This window comes from Streptomyces doebereineriae (genome assembly GCF_031845645.1).
In the GTDB taxonomy this organism is placed as follows: Bacteria; Actinomycetota; Actinomycetes; order Streptomycetales; family Streptomycetaceae; genus Streptomyces; species Streptomyces canus.
The window spans coordinates 1-25,124 of sequence record NZ_JAVREZ010000026.1 but is presented as its reverse complement, the minus strand read 5'-3'; the positions used below and the strand labels follow the sequence as shown (position 1 = coordinate 25,124).

Annotated in this window: 22 protein-coding genes; 6 read left to right on the top strand and 16 right to left on the bottom strand. The window is 70.5% G+C overall.

All coding sequences use genetic code 11. The annotated features are described in order from the left end of the window. Nucleotides 1-53: 53 nt before the first annotated feature. From RNB18_RS44630 to RNB18_RS44580, 11 genes are all read right to left on the bottom strand, one after another. The gene (locus tag RNB18_RS44630) at nucleotides 54-1,202 is read right to left on the bottom strand and encodes an acetyl-CoA C-acetyltransferase (protein ID WP_311719867.1); all 1,149 of its coding nucleotides are present in this window, start codon (nucleotides 1,200-1,202) and stop codon (nucleotides 54-56) included. A 48-nt stretch (nucleotides 1,203-1,250) separates the two neighbouring features. Next, a complete protein-coding gene (locus RNB18_RS44625; RefSeq protein ID WP_394817774.1) occupies nucleotides 1,251-2,027 on the bottom strand; it encodes an enoyl-CoA hydratase-related protein in 777 nt (258 codons plus the stop codon). A gap of 293 nt (nucleotides 2,028-2,320) precedes the next feature. Then, nucleotides 2,321-3,097: an SDR family NAD(P)-dependent oxidoreductase gene (locus tag RNB18_RS44620; protein WP_311719865.1), complete on the bottom strand. Its 777-nt coding sequence runs from the start codon at nucleotides 3,095-3,097 to the stop codon at nucleotides 2,321-2,323. After that, nucleotides 3,094-3,870, bottom strand: coding sequence for an SDR family oxidoreductase (locus tag RNB18_RS44615; RefSeq protein ID WP_311719864.1), 777 nt, complete (start codon nucleotides 3,868-3,870; stop codon nucleotides 3,094-3,096). Before RNB18_RS44615 ends, RNB18_RS44620 begins: the two co-directional genes overlap by 4 nt. Further along, nucleotides 3,867-5,150 (bottom strand): acyl-CoA dehydrogenase family protein, encoded by a 1,284-nt coding sequence (locus RNB18_RS44610; protein ID WP_311719863.1) that lies wholly within the window; start codon nucleotides 5,148-5,150, stop codon nucleotides 3,867-3,869. Before RNB18_RS44610 ends, RNB18_RS44615 begins: the two co-directional genes overlap by 4 nt. Before the next feature lie 40 nt (nucleotides 5,151-5,190). Then, entirely contained in the window at nucleotides 5,191-6,165 is a 975-nt protein-coding gene (locus tag RNB18_RS44605) for a phosphotransferase family protein (RefSeq protein ID WP_311719862.1), read from the bottom strand. Further along, nucleotides 6,162-7,364, bottom strand: coding sequence for an acyl-CoA dehydrogenase family protein (locus RNB18_RS44600; RefSeq protein WP_311719861.1), 1,203 nt, complete (start codon nucleotides 7,362-7,364; stop codon nucleotides 6,162-6,164). Before RNB18_RS44600 ends, RNB18_RS44605 begins: the two co-directional genes overlap by 4 nt. Before the next feature lie 58 nt (nucleotides 7,365-7,422). Beyond that, nucleotides 7,423-8,568: a thiolase family protein gene (locus RNB18_RS44595; RefSeq protein WP_311719860.1), complete on the bottom strand. Its 1,146-nt coding sequence runs from the start codon at nucleotides 8,566-8,568 to the stop codon at nucleotides 7,423-7,425. Next, complete coding sequence (locus RNB18_RS44590; protein ID WP_394817772.1) at nucleotides 8,565-8,966, bottom strand: Zn-ribbon domain-containing OB-fold protein; 402 nt, start codon at nucleotides 8,964-8,966, stop codon at nucleotides 8,565-8,567. Before RNB18_RS44590 ends, RNB18_RS44595 begins: the two co-directional genes overlap by 4 nt. Beyond that, on the bottom strand, nucleotides 8,951-9,739 hold the full coding sequence (locus RNB18_RS44585) for an enoyl-CoA hydratase/isomerase family protein (RefSeq protein ID WP_311719859.1): 789 nt from the start codon (nucleotides 9,737-9,739) through the stop codon (nucleotides 8,951-8,953). Before RNB18_RS44585 ends, RNB18_RS44590 begins: the two co-directional genes overlap by 16 nt. 109 nt (nucleotides 9,740-9,848) lie before the next feature. Continuing rightward, nucleotides 9,849-10,904 (bottom strand): alcohol dehydrogenase catalytic domain-containing protein, encoded by a 1,056-nt coding sequence (locus RNB18_RS44580; protein ID WP_311719858.1) that lies wholly within the window; start codon nucleotides 10,902-10,904, stop codon nucleotides 9,849-9,851. A gap of 1,279 nt (nucleotides 10,905-12,183) precedes the next feature. Here RNB18_RS44580 and RNB18_RS53930 point away from each other — a divergent pair. The 5 genes from RNB18_RS53930 (at nucleotide 12,184) to RNB18_RS44560 (ending at nucleotide 16,925) form a co-directional block, all read left to right on the top strand. Then, a complete protein-coding gene (locus tag RNB18_RS53930; protein WP_394817771.1) occupies nucleotides 12,184-12,297 on the top strand; it encodes a keywimysin-related RiPP in 114 nt (37 codons plus the stop codon). A gap of 156 nt (nucleotides 12,298-12,453) precedes the next feature. Beyond that, entirely contained in the window at nucleotides 12,454-14,289 is a 1,836-nt protein-coding gene (locus tag RNB18_RS44575; protein WP_311719857.1) for a lasso peptide isopeptide bond-forming cyclase, read from the top strand. An 11-nt stretch (nucleotides 14,290-14,300) separates the two neighbouring features. Beyond that, nucleotides 14,301-14,672 (top strand): lasso peptide biosynthesis PqqD family chaperone, encoded by a 372-nt coding sequence (locus tag RNB18_RS44570; RefSeq protein WP_311719856.1) that lies wholly within the window; start codon nucleotides 14,301-14,303, stop codon nucleotides 14,670-14,672. Further along, a complete protein-coding gene (locus tag RNB18_RS44565) occupies nucleotides 14,669-15,163 on the top strand; it encodes a lasso peptide biosynthesis B2 protein (RefSeq protein WP_311719855.1) in 495 nt (164 codons plus the stop codon). Before RNB18_RS44570 ends, RNB18_RS44565 begins: the two co-directional genes overlap by 4 nt. After that, complete coding sequence (locus RNB18_RS44560) at nucleotides 15,141-16,925, top strand: ABC transporter ATP-binding protein (protein ID WP_311719854.1); 1,785 nt, start codon at nucleotides 15,141-15,143, stop codon at nucleotides 16,923-16,925. Before RNB18_RS44565 ends, RNB18_RS44560 begins: the two co-directional genes overlap by 23 nt. 150 nt (nucleotides 16,926-17,075) lie before the next feature. Here the strand turns inward: RNB18_RS44560 and RNB18_RS44555 are convergent, their stop codons facing one another. The 3 genes from RNB18_RS44555 to RNB18_RS44545 are packed head-to-tail and all read right to left on the bottom strand — an operon-like array spanning nucleotide 17,076 to nucleotide 21,802. Continuing rightward, nucleotides 17,076-19,022, bottom strand: coding sequence for an oxidoreductase (locus RNB18_RS44555; RefSeq protein WP_311719853.1), 1,947 nt, complete (start codon nucleotides 19,020-19,022; stop codon nucleotides 17,076-17,078). Nucleotides 19,023-19,040: 18 nt separating this feature from the next. Further along, entirely contained in the window at nucleotides 19,041-20,174 is a 1,134-nt protein-coding gene (locus tag RNB18_RS44550; RefSeq protein ID WP_311719852.1) for an acyl-CoA dehydrogenase family protein, read from the bottom strand. A gap of 59 nt (nucleotides 20,175-20,233) precedes the next feature. Then, complete coding sequence (locus tag RNB18_RS44545) at nucleotides 20,234-21,802, bottom strand: aldehyde dehydrogenase (RefSeq protein ID WP_311719851.1); 1,569 nt, start codon at nucleotides 21,800-21,802, stop codon at nucleotides 20,234-20,236. Nucleotides 21,803-21,923: 121 nt separating this feature from the next. Between RNB18_RS44545 and RNB18_RS44540 the strand changes: the two genes are divergently transcribed. Further along, the gene (locus RNB18_RS44540; protein WP_311719850.1) at nucleotides 21,924-23,120 is read left to right on the top strand and encodes an RNA-guided endonuclease InsQ/TnpB family protein; all 1,197 of its coding nucleotides are present in this window, start codon (nucleotides 21,924-21,926) and stop codon (nucleotides 23,118-23,120) included. A 30-nt stretch (nucleotides 23,121-23,150) separates the two neighbouring features. Here the strand turns inward: RNB18_RS44540 and RNB18_RS44535 are convergent, their stop codons facing one another. Continuing rightward, nucleotides 23,151-24,551, bottom strand: a complete 1,401-nt coding sequence (locus RNB18_RS44535) for an FAD-dependent oxidoreductase (protein WP_311719849.1) — start codon at nucleotides 24,549-24,551, stop codon at nucleotides 23,151-23,153. A gap of 51 nt (nucleotides 24,552-24,602) precedes the next feature. Next, a partial coding sequence (locus RNB18_RS44530; protein WP_311719848.1) for an ATP-binding cassette domain-containing protein occupies nucleotides 24,603-25,124 on the bottom strand: 522 nt, incomplete at its 5' end.

The following is a 25,124-nucleotide window of genomic DNA, read 5'->3' as shown; positions in this document are numbered from 1 at the left end:
AAGTTGAACTCAGTTGCCAATCAGATCCGGTCAGAGGCGTCGAGCACGGCCGGTCAGAGGCGTTCGAGCACGGTCGCGTTGGCCATCCCGCCGCCCTCGCACATCGTCTGCAGACCGTAGCGTCCGCCGGTCCTGCGCAGCTGGTGGACGAGCGTGGTCATCAGGCGGGCGCCCGTGGCGCCGAGCGGATGACCGAGTGCGATCGCCCCGCCGAAGGCGTTGACCCGCTCCGGGTCGGCGCCGATCTCCTTCTGCCAGGCGAGGACGACGGAGGCGAAGGCCTCGTTGATCTCGACCAGGTCGATGTCGTCGACCGACAGGCCCGCCCTGTCCAGGACCTTCTCAGTGGCCGGGATCGGGCCGGTCAGCATGTGGATCGGGTCGGAGCCGACCACCGCCATGGTGTGTACGCGGGCCAGGGGGGTCAGGCCGTGGCGGCGAACCGCGTCCTCGGAGGCGATGAGCAGGGCGGCGGCTCCGTCGGAGATCTGGCTGGCGACGGCGGCCGTCAGCCGCCCGTCCTCGGTGAGGGTCTTCAGTCCCGCCATCTTCTCGAGCGTGGTGTCGGCGCGCGGGCCCTCGTCGGCGGAGAGTCCGAAGGCCGGGGTGATCTCCTCGTCGAAGGCTCCGCCGGACTGCGCGGCGAGGGCCCGCTGGTGGCTGGTGAGCGCGAACCGTTCCATGTCCTCGCGGGAGACGCCCCATTTCTCGGCGATCAGCTCGGCGCCACGGAACTGCGACACCTCCTGGTCGCCGAACTGTTCGCGCCAGCCGTCCCCCGCGAAGGGACTGCCCATCCCCGCCTGTTCGCCGACGAACATGGGGCTGGCTATCGGCACCAGGCTCATCACCTCCACCCCACCCGCGACCACCAGGTCGGCGGCGCCGGAGCCGACGGCCTGGGCGGCGAAGTGCACGGCCTGCTGGGAGGAGCCGCACTGGCGGTCGATGGTGGTCCCGGGTACGTGCTGGGGCAGCCCCGCCGACAGCCAGGCGGTGCGGGCGATGTTTCCGGTCTGGGCCCCGATCTGACTGACACAGCCGAAGTACACGTCGTCGACCGCGTCCGGGTCGGCTCCCGTACGTTCCAGCAGGGCACGCAGCACATGGGCGCCGAGATCGGCCGGGTGCACGCCGCTGAGCGTGCCCTTGCGGCGGCCGACCGGGGTACGGACGGCCCCGACGATGAATGCTTCCGACACAGTGGGCTCCCTTGGTTCGGGGGACGAGTTGAGTGATCGTTCGAAGGATCAGAGTCTGGACGGGATACGCGTGAAGTCGGGCGCCCGCTTGTCGAGAAACGCGGCAACGCCCTCGCGGCCCTCGTCCGAGGCGGCCGCGGCAGCGAGCGCAGTGGCCTCGTCGTCGAGATGCCGGGCGAGATTCGCGGTCTGACCGGAGGCGACGAGACGGCGGGTGACGCCGAAGGCCGAGGTGGGGCCGCGGCGCAGGGCCTCGGCGGTCCGCTCGGCCTCGGCGATCAGTTCCCCGGACGGGACGACACGGCTCACCAGACCGATCGCGACGGCTTCCGCAGCCGGTACACGGCGGTTCGTCAGCAGCAGCTCCACCGCCCGCTTGGGTCCGACGAGGCGGGGCAGCTGCCAGCTCACCCCGGCGTCCGGCGAGTAGCCGATGCCGGTGTACGCGGCGGTGAACGTGACGTTGTCGGCCGCGAGCGTCACGTCGGCGGCCGCGGCAAGGCCGATGCCCGCGCCGGCGACGGCACCCTGGACGGCGGCCACCATGGGCGCGTCGATCGAGGCGAACGTGCGCAGGGCGTCGTGCAGCGCGTCGGTCACCGCCACGAGGTGTTTCTCCAGAGCCTCGCCCGTCAGCCGGGAGAACTCCCTGAGGTCGCCGCCGACGCAGAAGGACTTCCCCTCACCGGTGAGCAGCACGGCCCGTACGGCCGCACGTTCGCAGGCCCGTGCCGCGTCGAGAAGCCCGCGCGCCGTCGCGAGGTCGATGGCGTTGCCCGCGTGGCCCCGGCGCAGGGTGACGCGGGCGAGGCCGTCGTCCTGGATCTCTACGCCGACACTCGCCGCGGCGTCCGCTGCACGCGGGCTGAGGCTCGTCGTAGGGCGATCCGCGGCACCCGGACCGGCATCCGCCGACACGCGGTCCCCCGCGTCCGGTCCGTTGCCCGCCACCGCACGATCCGCGACACCTCGGCCAACGCCCGCCCTAGCGCCATCCGCGACACCCGGACCGACACCCGCCGACACGCGGTCAGGTCCGTTGCTCTCCACCGCGGGGTCCCTCGCACCCGGTCCGGCGCCCGCCGTCGCGCGGTCCCCCGCACCCGATCCGGCGCCCCTCACCGCGCGGTCCATCCGCCGTCGACGGTCAGGACCTGGCCGGTGCAGTACGAGGACGCGTCCGAGGCCAGGAACAGCAGCGCGCCGTCGAGTTCATGGCCGTCGCCGCCGCGGTGCAACAGGGTGTTGCGTTCGACCCAGCGGCTGGAGCGTTCGTCGCCGAAGAGGTCTGCGGTCATCTCGGTGCGGAACCAGCCCGGGGCGAGTGCGTTGACGCGTGTTCCGCTACGGCCCCACTGTCCGGCCAGCTCACGGGTCAGGCCGATCAGGCCGGCCTTGGACGCGGAGTAGCTCGCGCCCCCGAGGGGTGCGGCCGAGACCAGGCCGAGGATGGAGGAGACGTTGATGATGCTCCTGCTGCCGCTCGCCGGGGCCGGGGCCTCGGCTGTCAGCCGGGCCAGATGGAATGGCGCGGTGAGGTTGACGCCGAGGACGTCGCTGAAGGCGTCCGGGGATTCGTCCTCGGCGCGGGTCTCGCCGGACGTCGCGGCGTTGTTGACGAGGATGTCGATACGGCCGGTGGTGGTCAGCGCCGTCTCGATGAGCCTCGTACGGTCGGCCTCGAGTGCGACGTCGCAGGCGACCGGGTGGATGCGCGCGTCGGAGTCGGCGAGTTCCTTCAGCCGGTCGACGCGGCGGGCGGCGGCGAACACGGTGGCGCCGGCCTGCGCGAGGACGCTCGCGAACCGGGCGCCGAGGCCGGAGGACGCGCCGGTGACGATTGCCGTCCTGCCCTCCAGCGAGAAGAGGTCACCGGCGGGTCGCGGCGCGCTCACTCGTCCACCCCGATCGGCAGCGCGGTCGCGCCCCCGTCGAGCACGAGGGTCTGGCCGGTCATCCAGGAGGAGGCGTCGGAGGCGAGGAACAGTGCCGCGTTCGCCACGTCCTCCACCGTGCCCAGGCGCCGCATCGGCAGCTTGGCGGTGAGGACGGTCTCGCGGACCTCCCAGACCGCACGGGCCAGTTCGGTCTTGATCAGGCCGGGGGCGATGGCGTTCACCCGTGCGCGCGGCCCGAGTTCGTAGGCGAGCTGCCGGGTCATGTGGAGCATGGCCGCCTTGGTGGCGTTGTAGTAGCCGATGTGCGGGTCGACGATCAGTCCGCCGACGGAGGCGATGTTGACGACCGCTCCGCCGTGCTCGGCCATCCAGGCGCGCCAGGCGCAGCGGGTCCAGGCGATCATCCCGTACTGGTTGACCCGTACCGTCTTCTCCGCCCGCGGCAGATCGAGGTCCAGCAGGTCGCCGTGGTACGGGTTGGTCGCCGCGTTGTTGACGAGGATGTCGACGCGGCCGAAGCGGGCCATGGTCTCGTCGACGCAGGCCTCGGCCTGGTCGGGCTCGCCGGCGTTGGCCACCATGGTGTGGACGTCGCCGTCGCCCTTGACGCGCAGCAACTCCTCGCGTGCCTCGGCCAGTCCGGCCGCCTTCCGTGCCGCTATGACCACGTGCGCGCCGGCCGCCCGGTAGGCGGTGGCGATGCCGAGGCCGATGCCGCGGGATCCGCCGGTGATGACGGCCACCTTGCCGTCGAGGGTGTTGGCGCTCACGCTGCCCCTGCCTTCGTGTCGAACGTCTGCCGTTCCGTCTTCGGAGCGGCCGTCTGTCGTTCGGCCTTCGGATCGGTTTTCTTGTACCGGGCGAGTTCCTGGCGGGCGACCGTGCGCAGGTGCACCTCGTCGGGCCCGTCGGCGATCTTCAGTGCCCGGGTGATGGAGAACAGCCGGGCCAGTACGGTGTCGTCGCTGACCCCCGCCGCGCCGTGTGCCTGGACCGCGCGGTCGACCACTTTGTGGGCGACCTCCAGCGCCGCCACCTTGATCGCGGCGACCTCCATCCGGGCGGCGGCGTTGCCGACGGTGTCCATCAGCCAGGCCGACTTCAGCACCAACAGCCGCAGTTGTTCGATCTCGATACGGCTGCGGGCGATCCACTCGCGCACCACGCCGCGATCGGCGAGGGGCCCACCGAAGGCGACACGCTCGGTGGCGCGTTCGCACATCAGTTGAAGGGCGCGCTCGGCGAAACCCACGGCGCGCATCGCGTAGTGCATGCGTCCGGGGCCGAGCCGCCCCTGGGCGATGGCGAATCCGTCGCCCTCGCCGCCGAGGATGTTCTCCACGGGCACGCGGACGTCCTCGAAGAGCACCTCGCCGTGGCCGCACCGGTCGGTGTAGCCGAACATCGGCAGGTCGCGCAGGACGGTGACGCCCGGTGTGTCGCGGGGAATGAGCAGCATGCTCTGCTGGCGGTAGGTGGGCGCGTCCGGGTCGGTCTTGCCCATCAGGATGATCAGCTTGCAGTCGGGGTCGAGGATCCCGGAGGTGTACCACTTGCGGCCGTTGACCACGTAGCTGTCGCCGTCGCGGGTCATGCGGGTGCGGATGTTGCGGGCGTCGGAGCTGGCGACCTCGGGCTCGGTCATCGCGAAGCAGGACCGGATCTCGGCCTCCAGCAGGGGCCGCAGCCAGCGTTCCTGCTGGGCGGGGGTGCCGTACAGCGCGAGCAGTTCCATGTTGCCGGTGTCGGGCGCCGAGCAGTTGAACACCTCGGGGCCGATGATGGAGCGGCCCGCCAGTTCCATGAGGGGTGCGTATTCGAGGTTGGTGAGTCCCGCGCCCCAGTCGCCGTGCGCCATGAAGAGGTTCCACAGACCCTCGGCGCGTGCCTTCTCCTTCAGCTCGGTCATCACCGGCGGCAGCGCGTGCGGGTCGTCCGCCTCGGCCAGCTGCCGGTCGTAGACGGCCTCCGCGGGGAAGACGTGCTGTTCCATGAACGACCGCATACGGTCCTGGAGTTCACTCGCCCGGGGCGAGAATCCGAAATCCACGAGTTGCTCCTCATGCTGGGGTGTGCCTGGCGGGTCCGGGTCAGCCGAGGATGTCGCGCGCCGTGCGGATCATCGCGGCGATGGTGGGCGGCAGTCGCTCCTGGTCCGGGTCGTGGTGCTTGCCCTCGCGGTGCCGGCGCAGGTTGTGGCCCATGATCGCGGCCATCTTCATACGGCCCAGGGCACGGAACCAGTCCATCGCGGGCAGCGCGGGGCCGCCATCGCCGTAGGCGTCGAGGAGTTCGGCCTCGGTCGGCAGGCCGGGTACGGCGCGGCCCAGTTGTGGGAAGTTGCGGTGGTCGGTGAACAGCAGGAACCAGCCCAGGTCGATGCGTGGGTCGCCGACGCTCCAGATCTCCCAGTCGACGACCGCCACCGCGCGCTCGCCGACGCACAGCACGTTCCCGAGCCGGAAGTCGCCGTGCAGCAGCACCGGCGGGAGCCCGTCGGGCACGTCGTCGGCGAGGCGCTTGAGCAACTCCTCGCCTCCCGGCCGCAGTTCGGACAGTACGGCGTGCAGGGTGCGGCTCCACCGCTCCAGCTCGCCGGCGGCGTCGAGTGGTTCGGGCGCGTCGAGACCGGGTGTGTCGATGTCGGTCTCGTGCAGCCGCCGCAGCACGGAGGCGATCTGCAGCATGCGCGCCCGGGCCGTGGCGGCGGGTACCTCGGGTTCGTCCAGGACGGGTTCGACGGCCTCTCCGGCGGCGAAGTCCATGGCGAACCAGGCCGGTTGGCTCTCGTCTAGGGCGGTGACGCCCGGCACCGGCACCGCGGTTGCGGCGAGCGCGCTCAGGACCCGTGCCTGGCGCAGCACGTCGTTGCGCCCGACGGGCCGCTGCCCGGGAGGCACGGCCTTGATGACGTACGCCGCCTCGCCCACGGTCACCGAGTACGTCAGCCCGGAGTGGCCGCCGGGCAGGGTCCTCAACTCGCCCACGGGCGCCCCCGGATGGCGGCGGGTGAGAGCGTCACGGACGCGTGCGGCCAGCTCCGACACCTGCGTGGCCGTGCTCATCGGACGGGCTCCTTGGGCAGGCCGAGCACACGCTCGGCGAGGATGTTGTGCTGGATCTCGTCGGTACCGCCCGCGATGCTGTACCCGGGCGCGCCGAGCAGGTGCTCGGTCCAGGCGTAGGTGCCCCACTCCCCCGTGTCGGCGACGAGGCGCGGGCCGAGCAGCTCGGACACCAGGTCGCTGGTGCGGCGCATGGTCTCGGTGGCGTACAGCTTGCCGACCGAGGCCTCGGCTCCGGGTTCGCGTCCGGCGACGAGGGCGCCGGTGACCCGCAGGCCGATGAGCCGCTGCACGAGGGCGCGCAGGTAGAGGTCGGCGGCCTGGCGCTGTTCGCCGCCGGTGAGCGGGCGGGGCATGTTCCTGGCCAGGTCCAGGGCCCGGTCGGCGTTGTCGAGGCCCAGGTTTCCGGAGTCGAGCCGTTCTGCGGCCAGCACACTCAGCGTGACCCGCCAGCCCTCGCCGACCGGTCCGAGCCGGTCGGTGTCGGGCACGATCACGTCGTCGAGGTAGACCTCGTTGAAGCTGGCCCCGCCGGTCATCTGCTGGATGGGCCGTACGGTCACGCCCGGCGCGTCCATGCGCACCAGGAAGACGGTGATGCCGGCGTGCTTGCGTACGTCCGGGTCGGTGCGGCACACCGCGACCCCCCAGGTCGCGACTCCGGCCCCGGAGGTCCACACCTTGTGGCCCCGCAGCACCCAGTGGTCCCCTTCACGCACCGCTTTCGTCCGCACCGCGGCGAGGTCGGATCCCGCCTCGGTCTCGGAGAAGAGCTGGCAGGCCAGCTCGTCCGTGCGCAGCATGGGGCGCAGCCAGCGCCCCTTCTGCTCGTCGGTGCCCCAGATGCCGATCGCGGGGGCGACGAGCTGCTGGGTCACGGGGAAGATCTCGGTGCGGTGCGGCACGTCGAAGGCCGCTTCCTCGGTGCGGTAGAGCTGCTCGTAGTACGCGGGCAGCTCGCGGCCTCCGTACTCCTTCTGCCAGTTGAGGGCGCCCCAGCCCTGGTCGTACCGGGTGCGTTCCCATTCCTGGGTGCGGGCGGTGTGCTCGCGTTCCTGCTGCTCAGTCCAGTTCTCGAACACGGCGACGGAGTCGGAGCCGCTGCCCCATGCCCCGTCGGCCGTGTGCGGGCGGGCGACCGTGGCGAGCCACTGGCGGGCCTGCGTGCGGAACTCGTCGGGGTCCGGGATACCGCTCATTGCCTTCCTCTCCTTCCTCCGTCGCGGAGCCCTCCGCTACGGATCCTTCCGTCGCGGATCAGCGGGACAGCACCGTGCAGGCACTCACGCCCGGGGCGCCGTACACATGGGTGAAACCGACCCTGGGTCCGCCCTGGACCTGGCGCTCGCCGGCCCGGCCGCGCAACTGCTGGACAACCTCGTAGACCTGGCGCAGTCCCGAGGCGCCGATGGGTTCGCCGTTGGCGATGCAGCCGCCGTCGGTGTTGACCGGCAGGGCTCCGCCGATCTCCGTGGCGCCAGAGGCGATCAGCCGCTCCTGTTCGCCGTTCTCGCAGAACCCGCACTCGGCCATGTGCATGATCTCGGCGCCGCTCTCGGTGTCCTGGAGCTGGCACACGTCCACGTCCCCGGGACCGAGCCCCGCCTCCTCGAAGGCGGCGGCGGAGGCGTCGCGGCTGACGCTGGTGAGCTCGCCCCCGGGGATCCAGGGGCTGAACACCTCGAACGAGCCGAAGCGGCGGGTGCGTACGGCCGCCGAGCGCAGGGTGACCGACGGGCCGTCCAGGGTGCGGGCGACCTCGGGCGAGCACAGGACGAGCGCGGCGGCGCCCGCTCCCGGCGAGCAGAACATGAAGCGGGTCAGGGGATCACTGACCATGCCGGAGTCGAGGATCTCCTCGGCCGACACCGGCTTGCGCCGCCATGCCTCGGGGGTCAGCCCTCCGTTGCGGTACGCCTTCTCGGCGACCAGGGCGAGGGTTTGCGGCGTGATGCCGTGGTCGTGCATGTAGCGCTGGATCTTCATGCCGAAGAACTGGGTGGTCACCATCAGTCCGTCGCTGCCGTACTCGGCGCCCAGTCCCCAGTCCTCGGGGCGTGGGTCGAAGGCGCCGCGCGGGTGTTTGTCGAAGCCAACGGCGAGGACGACATCAGCCATGCCGGAGCGGATAGCGTTCACGGCGGAGACCAGGGCGCTGCCGCCGGTCGCGCAGCCGTTCTTGACGTTGACGAACGGCAGCCCGGTGAGGCCGAGTTGGGCCACCAGGGTGTCGGCGAGCCCAGCGCTGTCGCTGCCGCCGAACGCCGCTCCCACCCGCGACCACTCGATTCCGGCATCCGCCAGAGCGCAGTTCACCGCTCCGACGGCCAGTTGGCGACCGCTTGCCTCCGTGCGGCCGAACGGGGTGCGACCGGCACCGCAGATCAGGACGTCGGCGCTCATGCGCTCCCCTTGTGGCCGGTGGTGGGGCGGGCCCGCGGAACGCCTTCACCCGCGGTCACCGTGAGGGGCATGCCGATGCGGACCTCCTCGAAGTCGTCGACGTCCAGGACGGCGGCCACCCGTACGCCGTCCGGCAGTTCGACGTAGCCGAGCGCGAACGGTACGAAGCCGCCCGGTGGGGCCTGGTACGGCGGTGACTTGGGGGCGTAGCGCTGCACCGTCCAGGTCCACAGGGTGCCCGCGCCGGACAGGGCCGCCGGGTCGGCCGGCCCTCCGCAGCGCGGACACGCGTCGTCCGCGGGGTAGACCGACACCGAGCAGCCGGAGCAGCGTGAGCCCTGGAGTGCGGTCGCCGGACTGCGCGGATCCGTGGCCATGCGGATCAGCGCCCCTGCCACTTGGGCTCGCGCTTCTCCAGGAACGCCGAGACACCCTCGGCGGCATCCTCGGAGTTGAGCGCCACGCCCACGGCGAGGTGCTCCATCACCATCAGCGACTGGGTGTCGGCGTCCAGGCTGCGGTCGATGGTCATCTTGGTGAGCCACATCGTGAACGGGCTCTTGTCGGTGAGGTCACCGATGAAGTCCTCGACCGTCTCGTCCAGCTTGTCGGCCGGGGCGGACTTGTTGATCAGGCCGAACTCGGCGGCCTCGATGCCGGACAGCAGCTTGCCCGTGAGCATCAGCTCCTTGGTCTTGCGGATGCCGATCATGCGCGGCACGCGGTAGATCGGGCCCGCGCCGCCGAACAGCGAGCGGCGGATGTGGAAGTCGCCGATCTTGGCATCGTCCACGGCGATCGCGAAGTCGCAGGAGATCATGATCTCGAAGCCGCCCGCGGTGACGTAGCCCTCCAGGACCGCGACCGAGGGGGTCTTCATCGAGTAGAGCCGGTCGCAGACCTTCGCGGACTTCACCGCGACGTCGATGGCGTTCGACTTGCCGACGAAGTCGGCCTTCAGGCTGTCGAGGTCGAACCCCGAGCAGAAGGTGCCGCCGCGGCCGCGGAACACCAGGACCCGCAGCTCGGAGTCCTCGTCGACCTCGGTGATGATCTCGTCGAGTCGGTCCAGGATCGGCACCGTGACGCAGTTCTTCTTCCACGGTCGGTTCAGCCAGACGCGGGCGACGTGACCGTCACGCTCGAACTGGATTTCGTCTTCCACTGCCATCTCAGATCCTCCAAACTGAACTGAATTCACTACGAGTCTGCGGAGGGGATGATCCACTGTCAACCCCCTTGCCGAGATTGCCCCGGAGGACATCCGCAGGTCCGCCGACTCAGCTGCCGCTACCGCCCGGAATGTCCACGAGGACCTTGAGCCGTCGCGCGTCCCGGACGTCGTGCAGCCCGGCGATGGTGTCGCGGAGGGGGATGCGGTCGAGCCAGCTGTCCGTCGGGTAGTAACCGCGCGCCATGTACTCGATGACCCGCTCGAAGACCCCGTCCGGGTAGGCCTCACAGCCGAGCAGGGCGAGCTCGGCCAGGCGCACCACGGACGCGTCGATGGCCACCGGGCCGGAGTACAGGGCCACCATCACCACCGGCGCCCGGGCAGCCAGCGAGCGGATGGCGGCGTTCAGCGCGTCGGCCCGGCCCGAGCATTCGACGGCGGCGTCCACGCCACGGCCGCCAGTGAAGGCCATCACCTCCGCGGCCACGTCGACCGCGCCGGGGTCGAGAACCCGGGCCCCATACCGTTCGGCCGCCGCACGGCGGGCCGGCGAGGGCTCGACCATCAGCACGTCCTCGACACCGTGCGCCTTGAACGCGAACAGCGCACCCATCCCGACCGCGCCCGCGCCCGTCACCAGCGCGCTGCCACCGCGTGGCAGGCCGGCCCGCTCCACCGCGTTCAGAGCCACCGCCATCGGCTCCACCAGGGCACCCTGCTCCAGCGGGACACCGTCCGGGAGTTGATGCACCGAGTCGGCCGGCACGGTCACGTACTGGGCGAGGCCGCCGCCCGGGGCGGTCACGCCGATCGCCGCCAGGTCCTTGCACAGGTGGGACAGCCCCGACGTGCAGCGCGGACACACTCCGCAGGTGCGGATCGGCCGTACGCAGACCCTGGCGCCGGGCGCGACCCGGTCGACCCCTTCCCCGCAGGTCACCACGGTCCCGGCGAACTCGTGCCCCAGAGTCTGCGGGAGGGTGGCGCCGGTGAGCGGGTTGGGCACGTGCGTGGCTCGCGGCATCTCGAAGTACTCGTGCACATCGGTGCCGCAGATCCCCGCGTACGCCACACGGATCTTCACCTCGCCCGGTCCCGGCTCGGGCTCGGGCATCTCCTCGATCCGCAGATCCTTGGCTCCGTACAGCCTGGCGGCCAGCATGCTTCCTCCTCGGTGTCGGTCCCGTACGACACTCCTGAGGTTGCCACTGAACTGAACTGACTTCAATAGAACGCTTGAGGCCCTCACCTACTTCGGTTCAGTATCGTTGCCGCCGCCGATCAACGGGGTGGGGCAGCCCCGTTTCGGCCGAGCGGGCCTTGTCTAGCCGTTGTTGCCGCCATCCGGCCGACAACATTCGGCCCGGCGGCCGGCCGAGACGCACACCGCCGCGAGCTCGCGGACGCCATCCGTGCAGGGGAACACTGGCCGCAAGCGACGTGCCTACCAGGAGACGTCCAACCCTGGCGGACGGTCTGCGGGTTGCCCGCCCGCTGGGCAGCAGCCGGGGTGGTCGGGCAGATCCGCGATCGCCGAAACGGCTTGATCCGCCGTGAGATGGCGAAGCATCAGCGGCCTGCTGAGGGTCAGTCGCCGCCGCCACGTCGGCGACCGCCGCCTTCGACGCGCAACATCACTGGCATGCCGCCTGGCTCAGACGCCATCGGGCAGGCGGTGAGCATTGCTGGAAGGCGACCGCTACGGCCCCACCCGCGCCGGCCGTTGTCCCGTCGGTCTGCACCGCGACAGGAGCGTGAGGGTTGGCCGCCGGAGCGCCGTCCCCAGCTGTCTTGCCGCTTCAGGAACATGGCGACCCTGCCGTCTCCCGCGACTCAGCCGCAGGCCCCAGGGCGGTCGGTCTTCGCCACCACCTCGCGGCCTTGCCGCAGATACCGCTCGTACGCCGAGTCGGATCCCTGGAAGGAAGAGCCCGGCGGAGCCTCGACGATCTCTTCAACTGCCGGACATCGTAGAAGGAGCTGTGCCGATGGCCACCGTGCGAAGGGCGAAGCGGATCGCGGCACAGGCGTCCGACGGCTTCTGCCCGGCCCGCTTACGAGAACGGTCGTTCGGCGGCGATCAGTCAGCTGCGCTGCGGGATCAGATGCTCCTCATCGGGGAATTGGCGGACCCGCCCCAGAAGGGGAGTTGCCAGGACGGATGCCCCCGGTGAACGACGCTATCCACCCACAGGACCAGAGCCTTTATCGGCTGTTTCCTTTTCACGACTTTCGTAATTGCACGGTCAACCATTCGGTGTTGTTGACGCTTTCAATCGACTGCGGTTGACGCTGTTTTCCACCCGAGCTGCCAGATGTGGGCAGTTGGCCAAGTGGTCGCCTACCGTGGAAGAGATCCTTCATCGCAGACGCACGTCGAGGATCACACTCCTTGAACTTTCCCAACCAGGCTTCGGGTAGTGGAGAGGAGGTGTTACGACATGCGTGCTTACGAGCGTCCGACGCTGACCCCGATCGGCTCTTTCCGTAAGACCGGCATCGGCTTCAGGGATGGACCGGAGAGGTTCTGGTTCTTCAGGAGGAGGTTCTTCTGATCCGCCCTCCGTTCCCGGGCACTCGGCACGGAATCTGACCGGTCCTGTCCGAGTGCCTGGAAAGAGACAGGCGGCGGTGGCGCTGAGTGCGGCTCCGCCGCCCAGGTCCATGGAGCACCGGGTTGCACGGCGTCGAGGAGAAGCAGGGGCACAGGCATGGTCGGTTTTCCTGATTCCGAGGGGGCACGGGACTGGTTCGTCGTCCTCCCGGACTGTGCTTCGACGGTCCGGATCAGCGCCGCGCTCCGCCGCCGGGCGCTCCAGGAGGTCATCCACCCATCGGGGCGGCCCTGGCTGCTCGGCCGCTGGTCTTCCGGCATCATGACGGTTGGTGAGGCAGGGCAGGTGAAGATCGCGGTCGTAGGTGAACACGCCGTCACCGCCGACCGGCTCACCACAGCGGCCGACCGGACCCACACCGTCGCAGGCCTCGATGAACTGGCCCGCGGCATGGTCGGGAGCGCTCATCTTGTCGCCTCGGTCTCCGGACGTGTGCGGGTACAGGGGGGTGTGAGCGGCGTTCGACGCGTCTTCCACGCCAGGATCGGTGACGCCACGGTGGCCTCGGACCGGGCCGATGTCCTCGCCGGCCTACTCGACGCGGAGGTCGACGAGCAGCGTCTGGCGGTCCGCCTGCTGAATCCTTTCCCCCCGCACCCGCTGGCGGGCGCACCGGTGTGGCGGGGAGTGAGCGCCCTGCAGACCGGCCATTACCTGGCGCTCGACGCGGACGGCCTGGGACGGCCCGTCGCGTGGTGGGCCCCTCCGGAGCCGGTGGTACCGATGGCCGAGGGCGCACCGGCGTTCCGTGATGCGCTGTCGGCCGCGGTGGAGGTCCGGGTCCGGGGCCGGGACCTGGTCAGCTGCGATCTGGGCGGGCTGGACTCGACTTCGGTGTGCGCCCTGGCCGCCCGCGGCGGGGCGAAGGTCGTCGCCTACACGGCCGACGGCCTCGACCCCCTGTGCGACGACGTGACCTGGGCGCGCCGGACCGTTGCCGGACTGCGCCAAGTCGATCACCACATCATCGCCGGAGACCAGTTGCCGATGGTCTACGAGGGCATCAGAGACGCGGACGATCTCTTCGACGAGCCGTGCCCGGCCGCGATGCATCCCAGCCGGTGCCTGGTCATTCCGCGGCTGGCCGCGACACTCGGCTCAACGCTGCACCTGACGGGCTTCGGCGGGGACGAGTTGCTCGCCGGCTCGCCGGCACACCTGCACACGCTGATGCGCGCCCAACCCATGACCGCGATGCGGAACGTACGTGGGTTCGCCGCCCAGGGCCCATGGCTGTACCGGGAAACGCTTCGGCAGCTGTGGGACAACAGCGCCTACCGGGCGTGGCTCACCCGGGCCGGCGACCGGCTCACCGCCGTCCCGCCCCCGTTGGAGACACCCGCGCTGGACTGGGGGACACCGCCGCGGCTGCCCCCGTGGGCGACGCCGGACGCCGTCGAGGCCGTACGAGAGCTGATCCGCTCCACGGCCCGTACCACCGAACCGCTGGCGGAAAGACGAGGACAGCACGTCGAGCTGGAAGCCATGGGCAGTAATTCCCGCATGTTCCGGCAGGTGGGTCAGATGGCCGCCCACGCGGGGCTCACCCTCGCCGCCCCCTACTACGACGACCGCGTGATCGAAGCGGGCCTGGCAGTGCGGCCGCAGGACAGGGTCACTCCCTGGCGGTACAAACCACTCATCGTCGAGGCGATGCGCGGGATCGTTCCCGACGGGAGCCTGACCCGCCGTACCAAGGACGAGGGCTCCTACGAGGCCGAGGTGGGAATGCGGGAGCAACGGGCCGAACTGCTGGCCCTTTGCGAGGACTCCCGGCTGGCCCGGCTGGGCCTGATCGACGCGGACGTGCTGCGCGAGACGTGCAGTCGACCGCTGTCCCCGACCCTGCCGTTCGACGCGCTGTACCAGACCGTGGTGTGCGAGATGTGGCTGCGCACCCTGGAAACCGCCACCACCTATGTTCCGGGCTGATGGAGAGGGCAATGACATTCAAGCTGCGTGAGGGCGTGCTCACGGCGGAGACAGACTACGGAATCGTGCTCCTCGACGAGGCCCACAACCAGTACTGGACGCTCAATCCCAGCGCCGCCATCGCCCTGCGGACCCTGTTGGACGGTGGCACGGAAGCCGACGCCGCACAGACGCTCACCGAGGAGTACACGGTGGACACCGACACTGCGCACCAGGACGTCCGGGACTTGGTCGGCGGACTGAACTCGGCGGGCCTGGCCGAAGGGAACACCGGCGACGGCGCGAAAGCGAGCACCGACCGCCCACCGCTCCGGCCGACGAAGCGCCGAGTGCACGGCCGATGGCCGCACGTACGCGGCCGGCAGCAGAGGAACAGCCGATGACCTCGCCGGAGGCCATCTCCCACGACCCGCACTCGGTGCCCCTGCGGCACCGGATCACGGTCCGGCTTGCCGTGGGCGCCGCGCGGCTCCTGGCCCACCAGCAACCCCGGCACATACGTGCCGTGCTGGAGTTGCTGCGCCGGGGCGCCCGTCCGGCCACCGTCGACCGGACCCGGCACGCGCGGGACTCCGTCGTCGCGGTCAGTCTGGCGTGCGCGGGACGGGAAGGGTGCCTGCCCCGGTCCCTGGCCACGATCCTGCTGTGCCGCCTCCACGGCCAGTGGCCCACCTGGTGCGTGGGCGTACGGCGCCTGGCGCCCTTCGGCGCGCACGCCTGGGTGGAGGCGGAGGGGGTGCCGGTGGGAGAGGAGCACCCGCCCGACTACTTCCGCCCCCTGTTCACCGTGGAGTGCGCACCCGGTTCCTCCAGCCGCGAACCTCGTCCCGTCAGCCGTGAGCCGGCAGTCCATGACGCGCCAAGCGACGGATGAGTGGGGCCGGGCCGGCCCACGGGACGTCCTGCGCCTTGTCCGCGGGCACGGCCGGTGGATCTGCCTCGCCGTGCTGCTGACCCTGTGTGCCTCGGCGCTGAGCCTGGCCCAGCCGCTGATGGTCAAGCGGGTGATCGAGGCGACCACTTCGGGCGGCTCGATCGGGTACGTCCTGGCGCTGCTCGTCGTGGTCTTCCTCGCCCAGGCACTGGTGCAGGGCCTCGCCCAGTTCGTCCTGTCCCGGACGGGAGAGGGGATCGTGCTGGGGGTCCGGCTCGGGCTCATCAGCCATGTGCTGCGGCTGCCCATGGCCGTGTACGACCGCCACCGCATCGGCGATCTGATCTCGCGCACCAGCACCGACAGCACCACCCTGCGGCTGCTCGTCGCCGAGGGCTTCACCGAGGCGGTGACCGGCGCCATCGGGCTGATCGGCGTGGTGGCGCTGATGATCTGGCTCGACTGGCTGATGTTCCTCGTCGTCCTGGGCATGGTGATGATCGCCGCCGTGATCGTCGCCTCCGTGCTGCGCGGCATCGAGGCGGCATCGTTGTCCACCCAGCGCGCGACGGGCACGATGACCGCTGATCTGGAGCGCGCACTCGGGGCCATCCGTACCGTCCGGGCCAACCGCGCCGAGCAGCGCGAGTCCGACCGCATCGCAGGCGGCGCCAGGTCGGCCTACACCGGAAGCGTACGGATGGCGAAGCTGGACGCGATGGTGACACCGGCGATCCAGCTGGCCGTGAAGGGATCGTTCATCGTCGTGCTCCTCATCGGCGGCATGCGGGTCGCCGACCGGCAGGGGTCGATCGCCGACCTCGCCGCCTTCCTGCTGTACATGATCTATCTGGTGGAGCCGATCGGCACGCTGTTCCAGTCCCTCAGCACCATGGAGCAGGGCATGGGCGCGTACCGCAGGGTCACGGAAGTAATGACGCTGCCCACCGAGCAGGACACCGTGCCCCGGCCCGTGACTCCGGCGACGTACCGGGCGCGCAGCGACGGAGGACGGCCGCGAGCACCCGTGCTGGAATTCCGGGACGTGTGGTTCGGCTACGCAACGCGGCGCCCCGTCCTGCGCGGCGTGACCTTCGAAGTACCGGAGCACTCCCATGTCGCCCTGATCGGCAACTCGGGGGTCGGAAAGTCCACCGTCTTCGCATTGATCGAGCGGTTCTACGACCCGGATCGCGGCCGGATCCTCTTCGACGACCGTGACATAGGGACGCTCGGCCGGGCCGACCACCGGGCCCGGGTCGGCCTGGTGGAGCAGCATGCCCCGGTGCTGTACGGCACGCTGCGGGAGAACCTGACCTACGCCGTCCCGGACGCCGGACAGGACGAGCTGGACCGGGTGGTCGAGCTGGCGCACCTCACCGACCTGGTCGACCGTCTCCCGCAGGGCCTGGAATCCGACGCCGGGGAGCACGGCATGGCGCTCTCCGGTGGCGAGCGCCAGCGGATCGCGATCGCCCGTGCCCTGCTGACCCGGCCACGCCTGCTGCTGCTGGACGAGCCGACCGCTCATCTGGACGCGGTCAGCGAAGCGGCGCTCCGCAGGTCGATCCGGGAGACCTCGCAGGAGTGCACGCTGCTGGTGATCGCCCACCGCATGTCGACCATCCGCGCCGCGGACCGGATCGTCGTGCTCGACGAGGGCCGCGTGGTCGCCACGGGCACCCATGATGAACTGCTCGGTGGCAGCGAGCAGTACCGCCTGCTCTCACGCGCCCAGGAAACGGACATCCTTTCCGGTTAGCCGGTGGCCAGGCAGATGACCGGCCGGCGCCTCAGCAGGACATCCTCCGGCGCGAAGAGCAGGCTTCCGTCCAGCCTGATGCCTGTCATCAGCCCAGCACTCCGTCCGGCGTTCACTGGTTTCGTGATCGAGTCGGTGGTGCACGGCGGCTCAAGGTGGATTCGCCGCGACCGCCTCCGCAGCCGCACGTCCCTCCGCGAGGGCGTGCGCGATGCGGCGCGGTACGACGCAGTCGCCGATCGCGCGGACGGTCTGGCCGTCGGCCGCGGTGAAGTCCGGGCGTCGCGGGCGGCGTTCGCCGACGGTCACCAGGATGTCGGCGGCGAGGGTCGTCTCGTGGCCGTCCATGACGTTGCGCAGGCGCAGTTCGCCGGCCGTCGTGGCCGTCACAGTGTTCATCACGGCGATGCGGAGCGGCGCGCCGGTGAGGCGGTTCATCAGCTGGGTGCGGTTCTCCGGTGACAGGCCCGTCGCGAACCCGGTGCCGGGGGTGATGACAGTGACCTCGCGAGCACCCGCCGCCAGCGCGCTCTCGACGGCGCTGATGCCCTGCCACCAGCCGAAGCCGTCATCCAGGACTGCCACCCTTGGCGCACGCGGCACGATGTCGTCGTACTGGTCGAGGAAGAACGTGCTGGTGAGCGTGCGCAGCTCGCCCGGCACGGGGACGACCATCTCCTCGGCGCCGGTGGCGAGCACGAGTTGGGCGTACTCGGCCAGTTCGGCGGAGGTCACGGACGTACCGAGCCGCACGCGCACACCGAGGTCGGCGAGCTGGTCGCGCTGGTAGGCGACGAGCTTCTGCCAGCCGGAGCGGTGCGCGGCCAGGGCAGCGAGACGCGCCTGGCCGCCGGCCTCCCGGGCACGGTCGTAGACGAAGACCTCGGCGCCGGTACGGGCGAGGGCCATGGCGCACTCCATGCCCGCGGGTCCCGCGCCGAGAACGGCGACCGATCCGGTGCGGGACCCGCGCCGGGTCAGCAACAGCGGCACTGCCGGGCGGGACGCGGTGCCCGGCGGGCCGAGCTCCGGGTTCACCGAGCACGATCCGGTGGGCTCGAAGGTCCGGCAGCCCTCGTTGCAGCCCGTGCAGGGGCGTACGGAGCGCTCATCGCCCGCGATCACCTTGCGGGCGAAGTCCGGGTCCGCCATGAAGGGCCGTGCCATGCCCACCAGATCGGCCCCCGAGCACAGTGCCCGCTCGATGTCGGCCACCGACCGGAACCCCTGGCTGATCAGCAACGGCACCGCCACCGCCGTACGCAGCCGGGCCACCGACTCCAGCAGGGGCGGGCTGGTGGTGGCCATGCCGGGGACGTAGGTGTTGCGGGCGCCGGTGGTGACGTTGGCGTAGGTGAAGGGCGATGCCTCGTGCAGGCGCGGAAGCAGCTCGGTCAGGTCGTCCAGGCCGAGCCCGGAGTTGTCGCCGGGTTCCACCGACACCCGTACGCCGATGGGGAGTCGGCCGATCTCGGTGCGGATGGCGTCGATCACCTGGGCGAGCAGCGCGATCCGGTCGCCGTACTCGTCGTCGCGGGTGTTGTTGACGCGGGAGAGGAACTGGGCGAGCAAGTAGCCGTGGCCCGCGTGCAGTTCGACACCGTGAAAGCCGGCCCGCACACTGTTCGCCGCCGAGACGCGGAAGGCGTCGACGACTCGGCGCACTTCGTCCGTGCTCAGCGGGTGGGGTGCGGTCGCCTCACGGGGGGAACGGACGGCGGCGGCGGAGACCGGCGGGTAGTAGGTGCCCGCGCCGAGGGTCTCGCGGCCGAGGTGGACGAGCTGTGCGATGGCGACGGCGCCGCCGTCGGTGATGGTCTCGGCCCGGCGGCGTACGGCGTCCTTGATCTCGGGGCGCCATGCCTCGGTCAGGTAGCGCTGCGGCAGGGTCGACTCGGGGGCCACGGCGGTGCCCCCGGTGATCACCATCCCGGCGCCGCCCCGCGCCAGTCGCCGCCAGTAGGACGCGTCGGCGTCGGTGGGGGCGCCGTCGGCGACGGCGGCGATGGCGTGGGCGGTGGCGACCAGGCGGTTGCGGAGGGTGAGATCACCGAGGGTCAACGGCGTGGCGAGGGTGAGGGCAGTGCTTCGCGTCATGGGGCTCTCCGGGCCCCGTCAGGCCGCGGGTCGCGTGGTGAGGCCGACGAGTTCGGCAAGCCGGGTGCGGTGCTGGTCCGCGGTGCCGAACAGCACCTCGCTGCTGCGTGCCCTGCGCACGTACAGGTGTGCCGGGTGCTCCCAGGTGAAGCCGATCCCTCCATGCAGCTGGACGTATTCGGCCGTGGCCAGGCGGTAGGTCTCGGAGCAGACGGTGGCGGCGGCGCTCGCGGCCACCGGCAGTTGCGGTGACGCGAGGGACACGCAGGCGGTCGCGTACGCGGATGCCGAGCGTGCTGCTTCCAGGGCGACCAGCACGTCGGCCAGCCGGTGCTTGACCGCCTGGAAGGAACCGATGGGGCGCCCGAACTGCTCGCGCTGGGCGACGAATTGAACGGTGGCGTCCAGCGCGTGGCCGCTGCCGCCGACCTGCTCGGCGGCGAGCGCGGCCCGCCCGGCGTCGAGTGCCGCCGTCACCTCACCCGACTCGCCCACGGGTGTGGCCGGTGCGCCACGGAACTCCACCAGCGCCTGACGGCGCGTCTCGTCCAGGACACGGCGAGGTGTCCGCGGGCAGGTGTCCTCGGCCGGCTCGCAGGCGAACAGCCGGGTGCCCTCGGGGGTTTGGGCCCGGACCACGATCAGGTCCGCGCCGGCTCCGTCCAGTACGAAGTCGGCCGCCCCGCGCAGCACCCACCCCGGCCCGCTCCGCTCCGCGCCGACGCCGGGCTCGGCCTCGTCGAACCCGGCCACCGTGGCGGTGAGCGTGCCGTCCGCGATCCGCGGCAGATAGCGCGCGCACGCCTGCTGGTCCCCGCTGTTCAGCAGGGCGTGCGCGGCGAGGACCACCGTGGGGAGCAGCGGCGCGCAGTACAGCGCACGCCCTGATTCCTCCAGTGCCACGGCCAGTTCGGCGAAGGTGAAGCCGGACCCGCCGAACTCCTCGGGAATCGCCAGGCCATGCACCCCGATCTCGCCCGCGAGCCGCGCCCACAGCGTCTCGTCGTGTCCGCGCGGGGTCGCCAGGTGCTTGCGGACGTCCTCGGGACCACTCTCCTCCGTGAAGAAGTCCCGCAGGACCGTGCGCAGTTCCCGCTGTTCCTCGGTCTCGGACAGCAGCTGAGGGTCGATGTCGGGGTGACGGTGGTGCATGGGGTCTCCATCGTGCTCGGGTGGCGGAGAGGGGGTGGGCAACTGGACGATGACTGAGGTCAGTTGGCGGAGCCACGCGTCCCGGGTCCGGTTCCGTGCGGAACGTTCCTGGTGACCGACTCGGGAAGCTCTTGGCTCGGGTCGATCGAGATCGTCTTCGTCTGCAGGTACTCCTCCACGGCGTAGGGACCGTGCTCGCGGCCGATCCCCGACTTCTTGAATCCGCCGAACGGCGAGCCCAGGTCGGCTGCGAACGTGTTGACCGAGAACGTGCCGGTGCGCACGCGTCGGGCGACCTCGAAGCCGTGTGCCGCGTCCGCCGTGAACACGGATCCCGCCAGCCCCAGGTCACTGTCGTTGGCGATACGGATGGCGTCGTCCTCACCTCGGTGCGGGATGAGCGAGGCGACGGGCCCGAAGATCTCCTCTCTGGAGACCCTCATGTCGTTGTGGGCGTCCGTGACGAGTGTCGGCTCGTAGTACCAGCCGCGCTCCAGGTGCGACGGGCGGCGGCCACCGTAGGCGATCGTCGCGCCCTCCTTGCGTGCCACATCCACGTAGTACTCGACGCGTTCCCGCTGGCGGGAGGTGACCAGCGGTCCGACCACGGTGTCGGCTTCCATGGGGTCGCCGACCTTGAGCGACGCGAAGCCGTCGGCCAGGGCCTCCGCATAGGCGCGGTACTGGGACTCGGGGACCAGGAGTCGCGACAGGGCGACGCAGCTCTGGCCCGCGTTGGTGCCGGCGGTGGCCCCGACGAGGGTGGGCAGCACGTCCTCCAGCTTCGCGTCCTCGAGCACGATGGCCGCGGACTTGCCACCGAGCTCCAGCACGCACGGCCGGACGAGCTCTCCGCAGGCCGCGGCGATCTTGGCGCCGACCTCGGCCGAGCCGGTGAAGCTGACCATGTCCACACCGGGGTGACGCACCAGGTACTCGGACTCCGGGGCACGCGCCGCCACGATGTTCAGGACACCGGGCGGCAGGCCGATCTCCTCACAGATCTCACCGATCACGAAGATCGCCAGCGGGTTGGGTTCGGTGACCTTGACGATGACGGTGCAGCCCGCGACCATCGCCGGCCCGGCCTTCTGGCCGATCGCCGGGAGCGCGAAGTTGTACGCCGGGAAGCTGGCGACCACGCCGACGGGCTCCTTGACGACCAGGCTGGCGCCCGCCATGGGGATGATGCTGCCTCCTGCCGACTTACCGGCGAGCGAGGAGAGGTCGCTGATGCGCACCTCGGCGGTCTGCAGGCTTCGTCCGATCTCGGCGGCGTAGTTGAAGCTCATGACGGGCGACACCGCCTGGTAGACCTGCGACAGGAACAGCGTGCAGCCGAGTTCTTCGGTGATCAGCTCGGCGAGCTCGGTCTGCCGCCTCTCGATCCCGTCGGCCAGGCGCGAGAGATAGCCCGCTCGCTCCGCGGGGGTGAGCCGGGGCCACTCCCCTTCGTCGAACGCGCGCCGGGCCGCGGCGACCGCGGCGTCGATGTCCTCCTTCGAGGCGGCCGGGACGCTCCCGATGCGCTGCTCCGACCTCGGGGAGATCACGTCGAAGTGGTCCGTGCCCGAGGCCGCTCTCCACGCCCCGTCGATGAAGAAGGCCTTGTGATCGATCGTTGTCATTGGAGTCCCTTCGTGGATACCCCCGGCTTCAACTGGGGGAGAAAACGAAATCCCTGGGGATCAGAGCAAGGAGCTGACCGGCAGGTTTGGTCTCTACCTGCGGTCTGGCTAGTTTGTGGGCGTGGCGGCGAACCTTACGAAGCGGGCGTTCAAGTACCGCTTCTATCCGAGTGATGCGCAGGCAGCAGAGCTGTCGCGCACCTTCGGGTGCGTGCGGAAGGTCTACAACCTGGCACTCGCCGCCCGTACTCAGGCGTGGGCGCGGCAGGAACGGGTCAACTACAACCAGACCTCGGCGATGCTGACCGCGTGGAAGAAGACCGAGGAGCTGGCGTTTCTCAATGACGTGTCGTCGGTGCCGCTGCAGCAGACGCTGCGGCACCTGCAGAGTGCGTTCACCCACTTCTTCGCCAAGCGAGCCAGGCACCCGCGCTTCAAGTCGCGCAAGAAGTCTCGGAAGTCGGCGGAGTACACCGCCAGCGGGTTCCGCTTCCGCGACGGCCGGCTGACCCTGGCAAAGATGGCGGACCCGCTGGACATCGTGTGGTCCCGGCCGCTGCCCCAGGGAGTCAAACCGTCCACAGTGACCGTGTCGCAGGACTCGGCCGGACGCTGGTTCGTCTCGATGCTGTGCGAGGACCCCAGTGTCAAACCGCTTCCCGCCACGGATGCGGCGCTCGGCATCGATGTCGGCCTGGACCACCTCCTGACCCTCTCCACCGGGGAGAAGATCGCCAACCCCCGGCACGAACGCCGCGATCGGGCCCGAATCGCCAAGGCCCAGCGGGAGTTGTCCCGCAAGGCTCCGGGTGACGGCGCGAACCGGGCAAGAGCCCGGCGCAAGATCGCGAAGGTCCACGCGAGGATCGCCGACCGGCGCCGGGACCTGCTCCACAAGCTGACCACTCGACTCGTGCGTGAGAACCAAACGCTCGTGATCGAGGACCTGACCGTGCGCAACATGGTCAAGAACCACAGGCTCGCCCGGGCCATCTCGGACGCAAGCTGGAGCGAGTTCCGCTCCATGCTGGAGTACAAGGCCGCCTGGTACGGGCGAGAAGTGATCGCGGTGGACCGCTTCTTCCCCTCCTCCAGGCTGTGCTCCGACTGCGGCACTGTGCGGGAGAAGATGCCGCTCAGTGTCCGTAAGTGGACGTGCCTGTGTGGTGCGGCCCATGACCGGGACGTGAACGCGGCGAAGAACCTTCTGGCCGCCGGGCTGGCGGCGTCTGTCTGTGGAGCTGGTGTAAGACCTCAACGGAGTTCTCCGGGCGGGCAGTCGGCGATGAAGCAGAAAACCTCACGGCGCGAGCCGTAGGAAACCTCCTCGTTCACGAGGCGGAGGAAGTCAACTTTGGCTCCTGCGAGGTGAGATGGATGATGGTCGTGATGTGCTCCAACAGCATGGCCAAGTGCAATGCGTTGGTTCGGTGGCGGTGTCCGCGGCCGTGAGGCCGAAGACGAGGGCCGCGGCGAGGCCGCCCGCGTACGCGCGGTGCCACAGGCCGCCGGTGTCCGATCCGGCGGCGAGGAGTCCCGGGATCGGCCGGCCGTCTTCGCCGAGCACGCGGGCCTGGTCGTCGATGCACAGGCCGTGGAAGGGGAAGGTGATGGCGGGCGCCGTCTCGATGACGTAGTACGGCGGTTCGTCCATTGGCAGGGGGTCCAGTTCCCGGCCGGGCGAGGGCGCCGATCCTGCCGAGGCGTGCTCGTTGAACAGCTTGACGGCGTCGCGGACGGTCTCGCCGTGGTAGCCCCATTCCTCGGGCAGGTAGGCCAGTTCGTCGAGGTCCTCGGCGAGTCCGACACGGCCGCCGCGCTTGCTCGCGAGGGCGAACTTGTCGACGGCGACGGCACCCTCGACGTACGAGCCGGTGATCCAGTCGCGGAAGACGCGGGCGTCGGCGATCAGGAGGCCGCGGCTTTCGGGCTGGTCGAGCAGTGCCATGGCCGTGAGGTGGTCGCCCAGCGTCTCGTCGACGAACCGCTCGCCCCGCAGATTGAGGAGCAGGGCGTGCTCGCTGTAGTAGAGCGACATGTCGACGAAGTCGGCCGGGTCGGCGAACGGGATGCCGCTGGGAATGAGGTGACCGTAGAAGCCGGCGTCGTCGTGACCGGTCGCCGCGCCGGCCCGGGTGGCCAGCCGGTAACCGCCGCCGCGGCTGTGCGGATTGGAACGGAGCTGCATCCTGTCGGCGTGGGGGTGCACGTGCGCGGTACGGAGGGCGAGGTCGCCCTGGAAACCGCCGGTCGCGACGAGTGTGGTGCGGGCGCGCACATGGCTGCGGGTGCCGTCGGCCGCTCTCAGGTCGGCTCCGACCACGGCTCCCCGCTCGACCACCAGCCGTTCGGTGTCGGTCTCCAGCAACAGTTCGCCGCCGCCTTCGACGATCAGTCGCCGGCAGGTGTCGATGTAGTGGTTGGTGTCGAACTGGTGCCCGCGGCCGAAGCTGAGAACGCGTTGTGCGTCCTTGGCCTCCACGCCGACGGAGTGGATCCAGGAGATGCCGTCGGCGAAGCGGTCGACCAACGCGCGCTTCAACTCGCGGTCTCCGCGCGGATTGTGCTGGTCCATGACCTCGTGGCTGGGGGCGGTCCACGCGTAGCCGGCGAAGCGTGCCGAGCCGCCGACATCCGCGCCGATCTCGACGATCGTGACGGACAGGCCGCTTCGGACGGCACGGGCGCCGGCGGTCAGCCCCGCCATTCCCGCACCGATGATCAGCAGATCCACGTCGTCTGTGCGCACGCCACTCTCCTCAGGGGCAAAGGGAAACCTCGCTACGGGATCCGGGCTGTGTCAGCCCTGTGGGACAGGTACGGCGGCATCGTCCTCCCCGTCGAAGTAGGCCTGTTCGGCGCGGGTGAGGAAGGTCGGGTCGGCGGGTTCGCCACGGACCGCGATGCCGCCCTCGTGCAGCACGACGACCTCGTGGCAGGCGGACGCGGCGCGGCCGAGGGACTGCTCCAGCAGGACGATCGTCATGCCCTCGCGGGCGAGGCGGCCGATACGGGCGTACACCTCGTCGGTCATCGCGGGGGACAGTCCGAGCGCCGGTTCGTCGACGATCAGCAGGTCCGGCTGTGCCATCAGGGCGCGGGCGATCGCCAGGACCTGCTGCTCGCCTCCGGAGAGCCCGGCGGCAGGGATCCCCATGCGTTCGCGCAGTCGTGGTGGCAGCCACTGCGTGGTCTCCGCGAGCCGCGCTCGCAGCTCGGCCCCGCGGATGCCGGCGGCGTAGGCGGCGACCTCCAGGTTCTCGCGCAGGGACAGTGTCTTGAAGAGGGCGCGGCCTTCGGGCACCAGCGCGGTGCGCAGGTC

Excerpts from the sequence above, each read along its gene's own strand:
- RNB18_RS44605 (WP_311719862.1), bottom strand. The coding sequence starts at position 6,165 with ATGAGCACGGCCACGCAGGTGTCGGAGCTGGCCGCACGCGTCCGTGAC.
- RNB18_RS44600 (WP_311719861.1), bottom strand. The coding sequence starts at position 7,364 with ATGAGCGGTATCCCGGACCCCGACGAGTTCCGCACGCAGGCCCGCCAG.
- RNB18_RS44595 (WP_311719860.1), bottom strand. The coding sequence starts at position 8,568 with ATGAGCGCCGACGTCCTGATCTGCGGTGCCGGTCGCACCCCGTTCGGC.
- RNB18_RS44585 (WP_311719859.1), bottom strand. The coding sequence starts at position 9,739 with ATGGCAGTGGAAGACGAAATCCAGTTCGAGCGTGACGGTCACGTCGCC.
- RNB18_RS44580 (WP_311719858.1), bottom strand. The coding sequence starts at position 10,904 with ATGCTGGCCGCCAGGCTGTACGGAGCCAAGGATCTGCGGATCGAGGAG.
- RNB18_RS53930 (WP_394817771.1), top strand. The coding sequence starts at position 12,184 with ATGCGTGCTTACGAGCGTCCGACGCTGACCCCGATCGGCTCTTTCCGT.
- RNB18_RS44575 (WP_311719857.1), top strand. The coding sequence starts at position 12,454 with ATGGTCGGTTTTCCTGATTCCGAGGGGGCACGGGACTGGTTCGTCGTC.
- RNB18_RS44570 (WP_311719856.1), top strand. The coding sequence starts at position 14,301 with ATGACATTCAAGCTGCGTGAGGGCGTGCTCACGGCGGAGACAGACTAC.
- RNB18_RS44565 (WP_311719855.1), top strand. The coding sequence starts at position 14,669 with ATGACCTCGCCGGAGGCCATCTCCCACGACCCGCACTCGGTGCCCCTG.
- RNB18_RS44560 (WP_311719854.1), top strand. The coding sequence starts at position 15,141 with ATGACGCGCCAAGCGACGGATGAGTGGGGCCGGGCCGGCCCACGGGAC.
- RNB18_RS44555 (WP_311719853.1), bottom strand. The coding sequence starts at position 19,022 with ATGACGCGAAGCACTGCCCTCACCCTCGCCACGCCGTTGACCCTCGGT.
- RNB18_RS44550 (WP_311719852.1), bottom strand. The coding sequence starts at position 20,174 with ATGCACCACCGTCACCCCGACATCGACCCTCAGCTGCTGTCCGAGACC.
- RNB18_RS44545 (WP_311719851.1), bottom strand. The coding sequence starts at position 21,802 with ATGACAACGATCGATCACAAGGCCTTCTTCATCGACGGGGCGTGGAGA.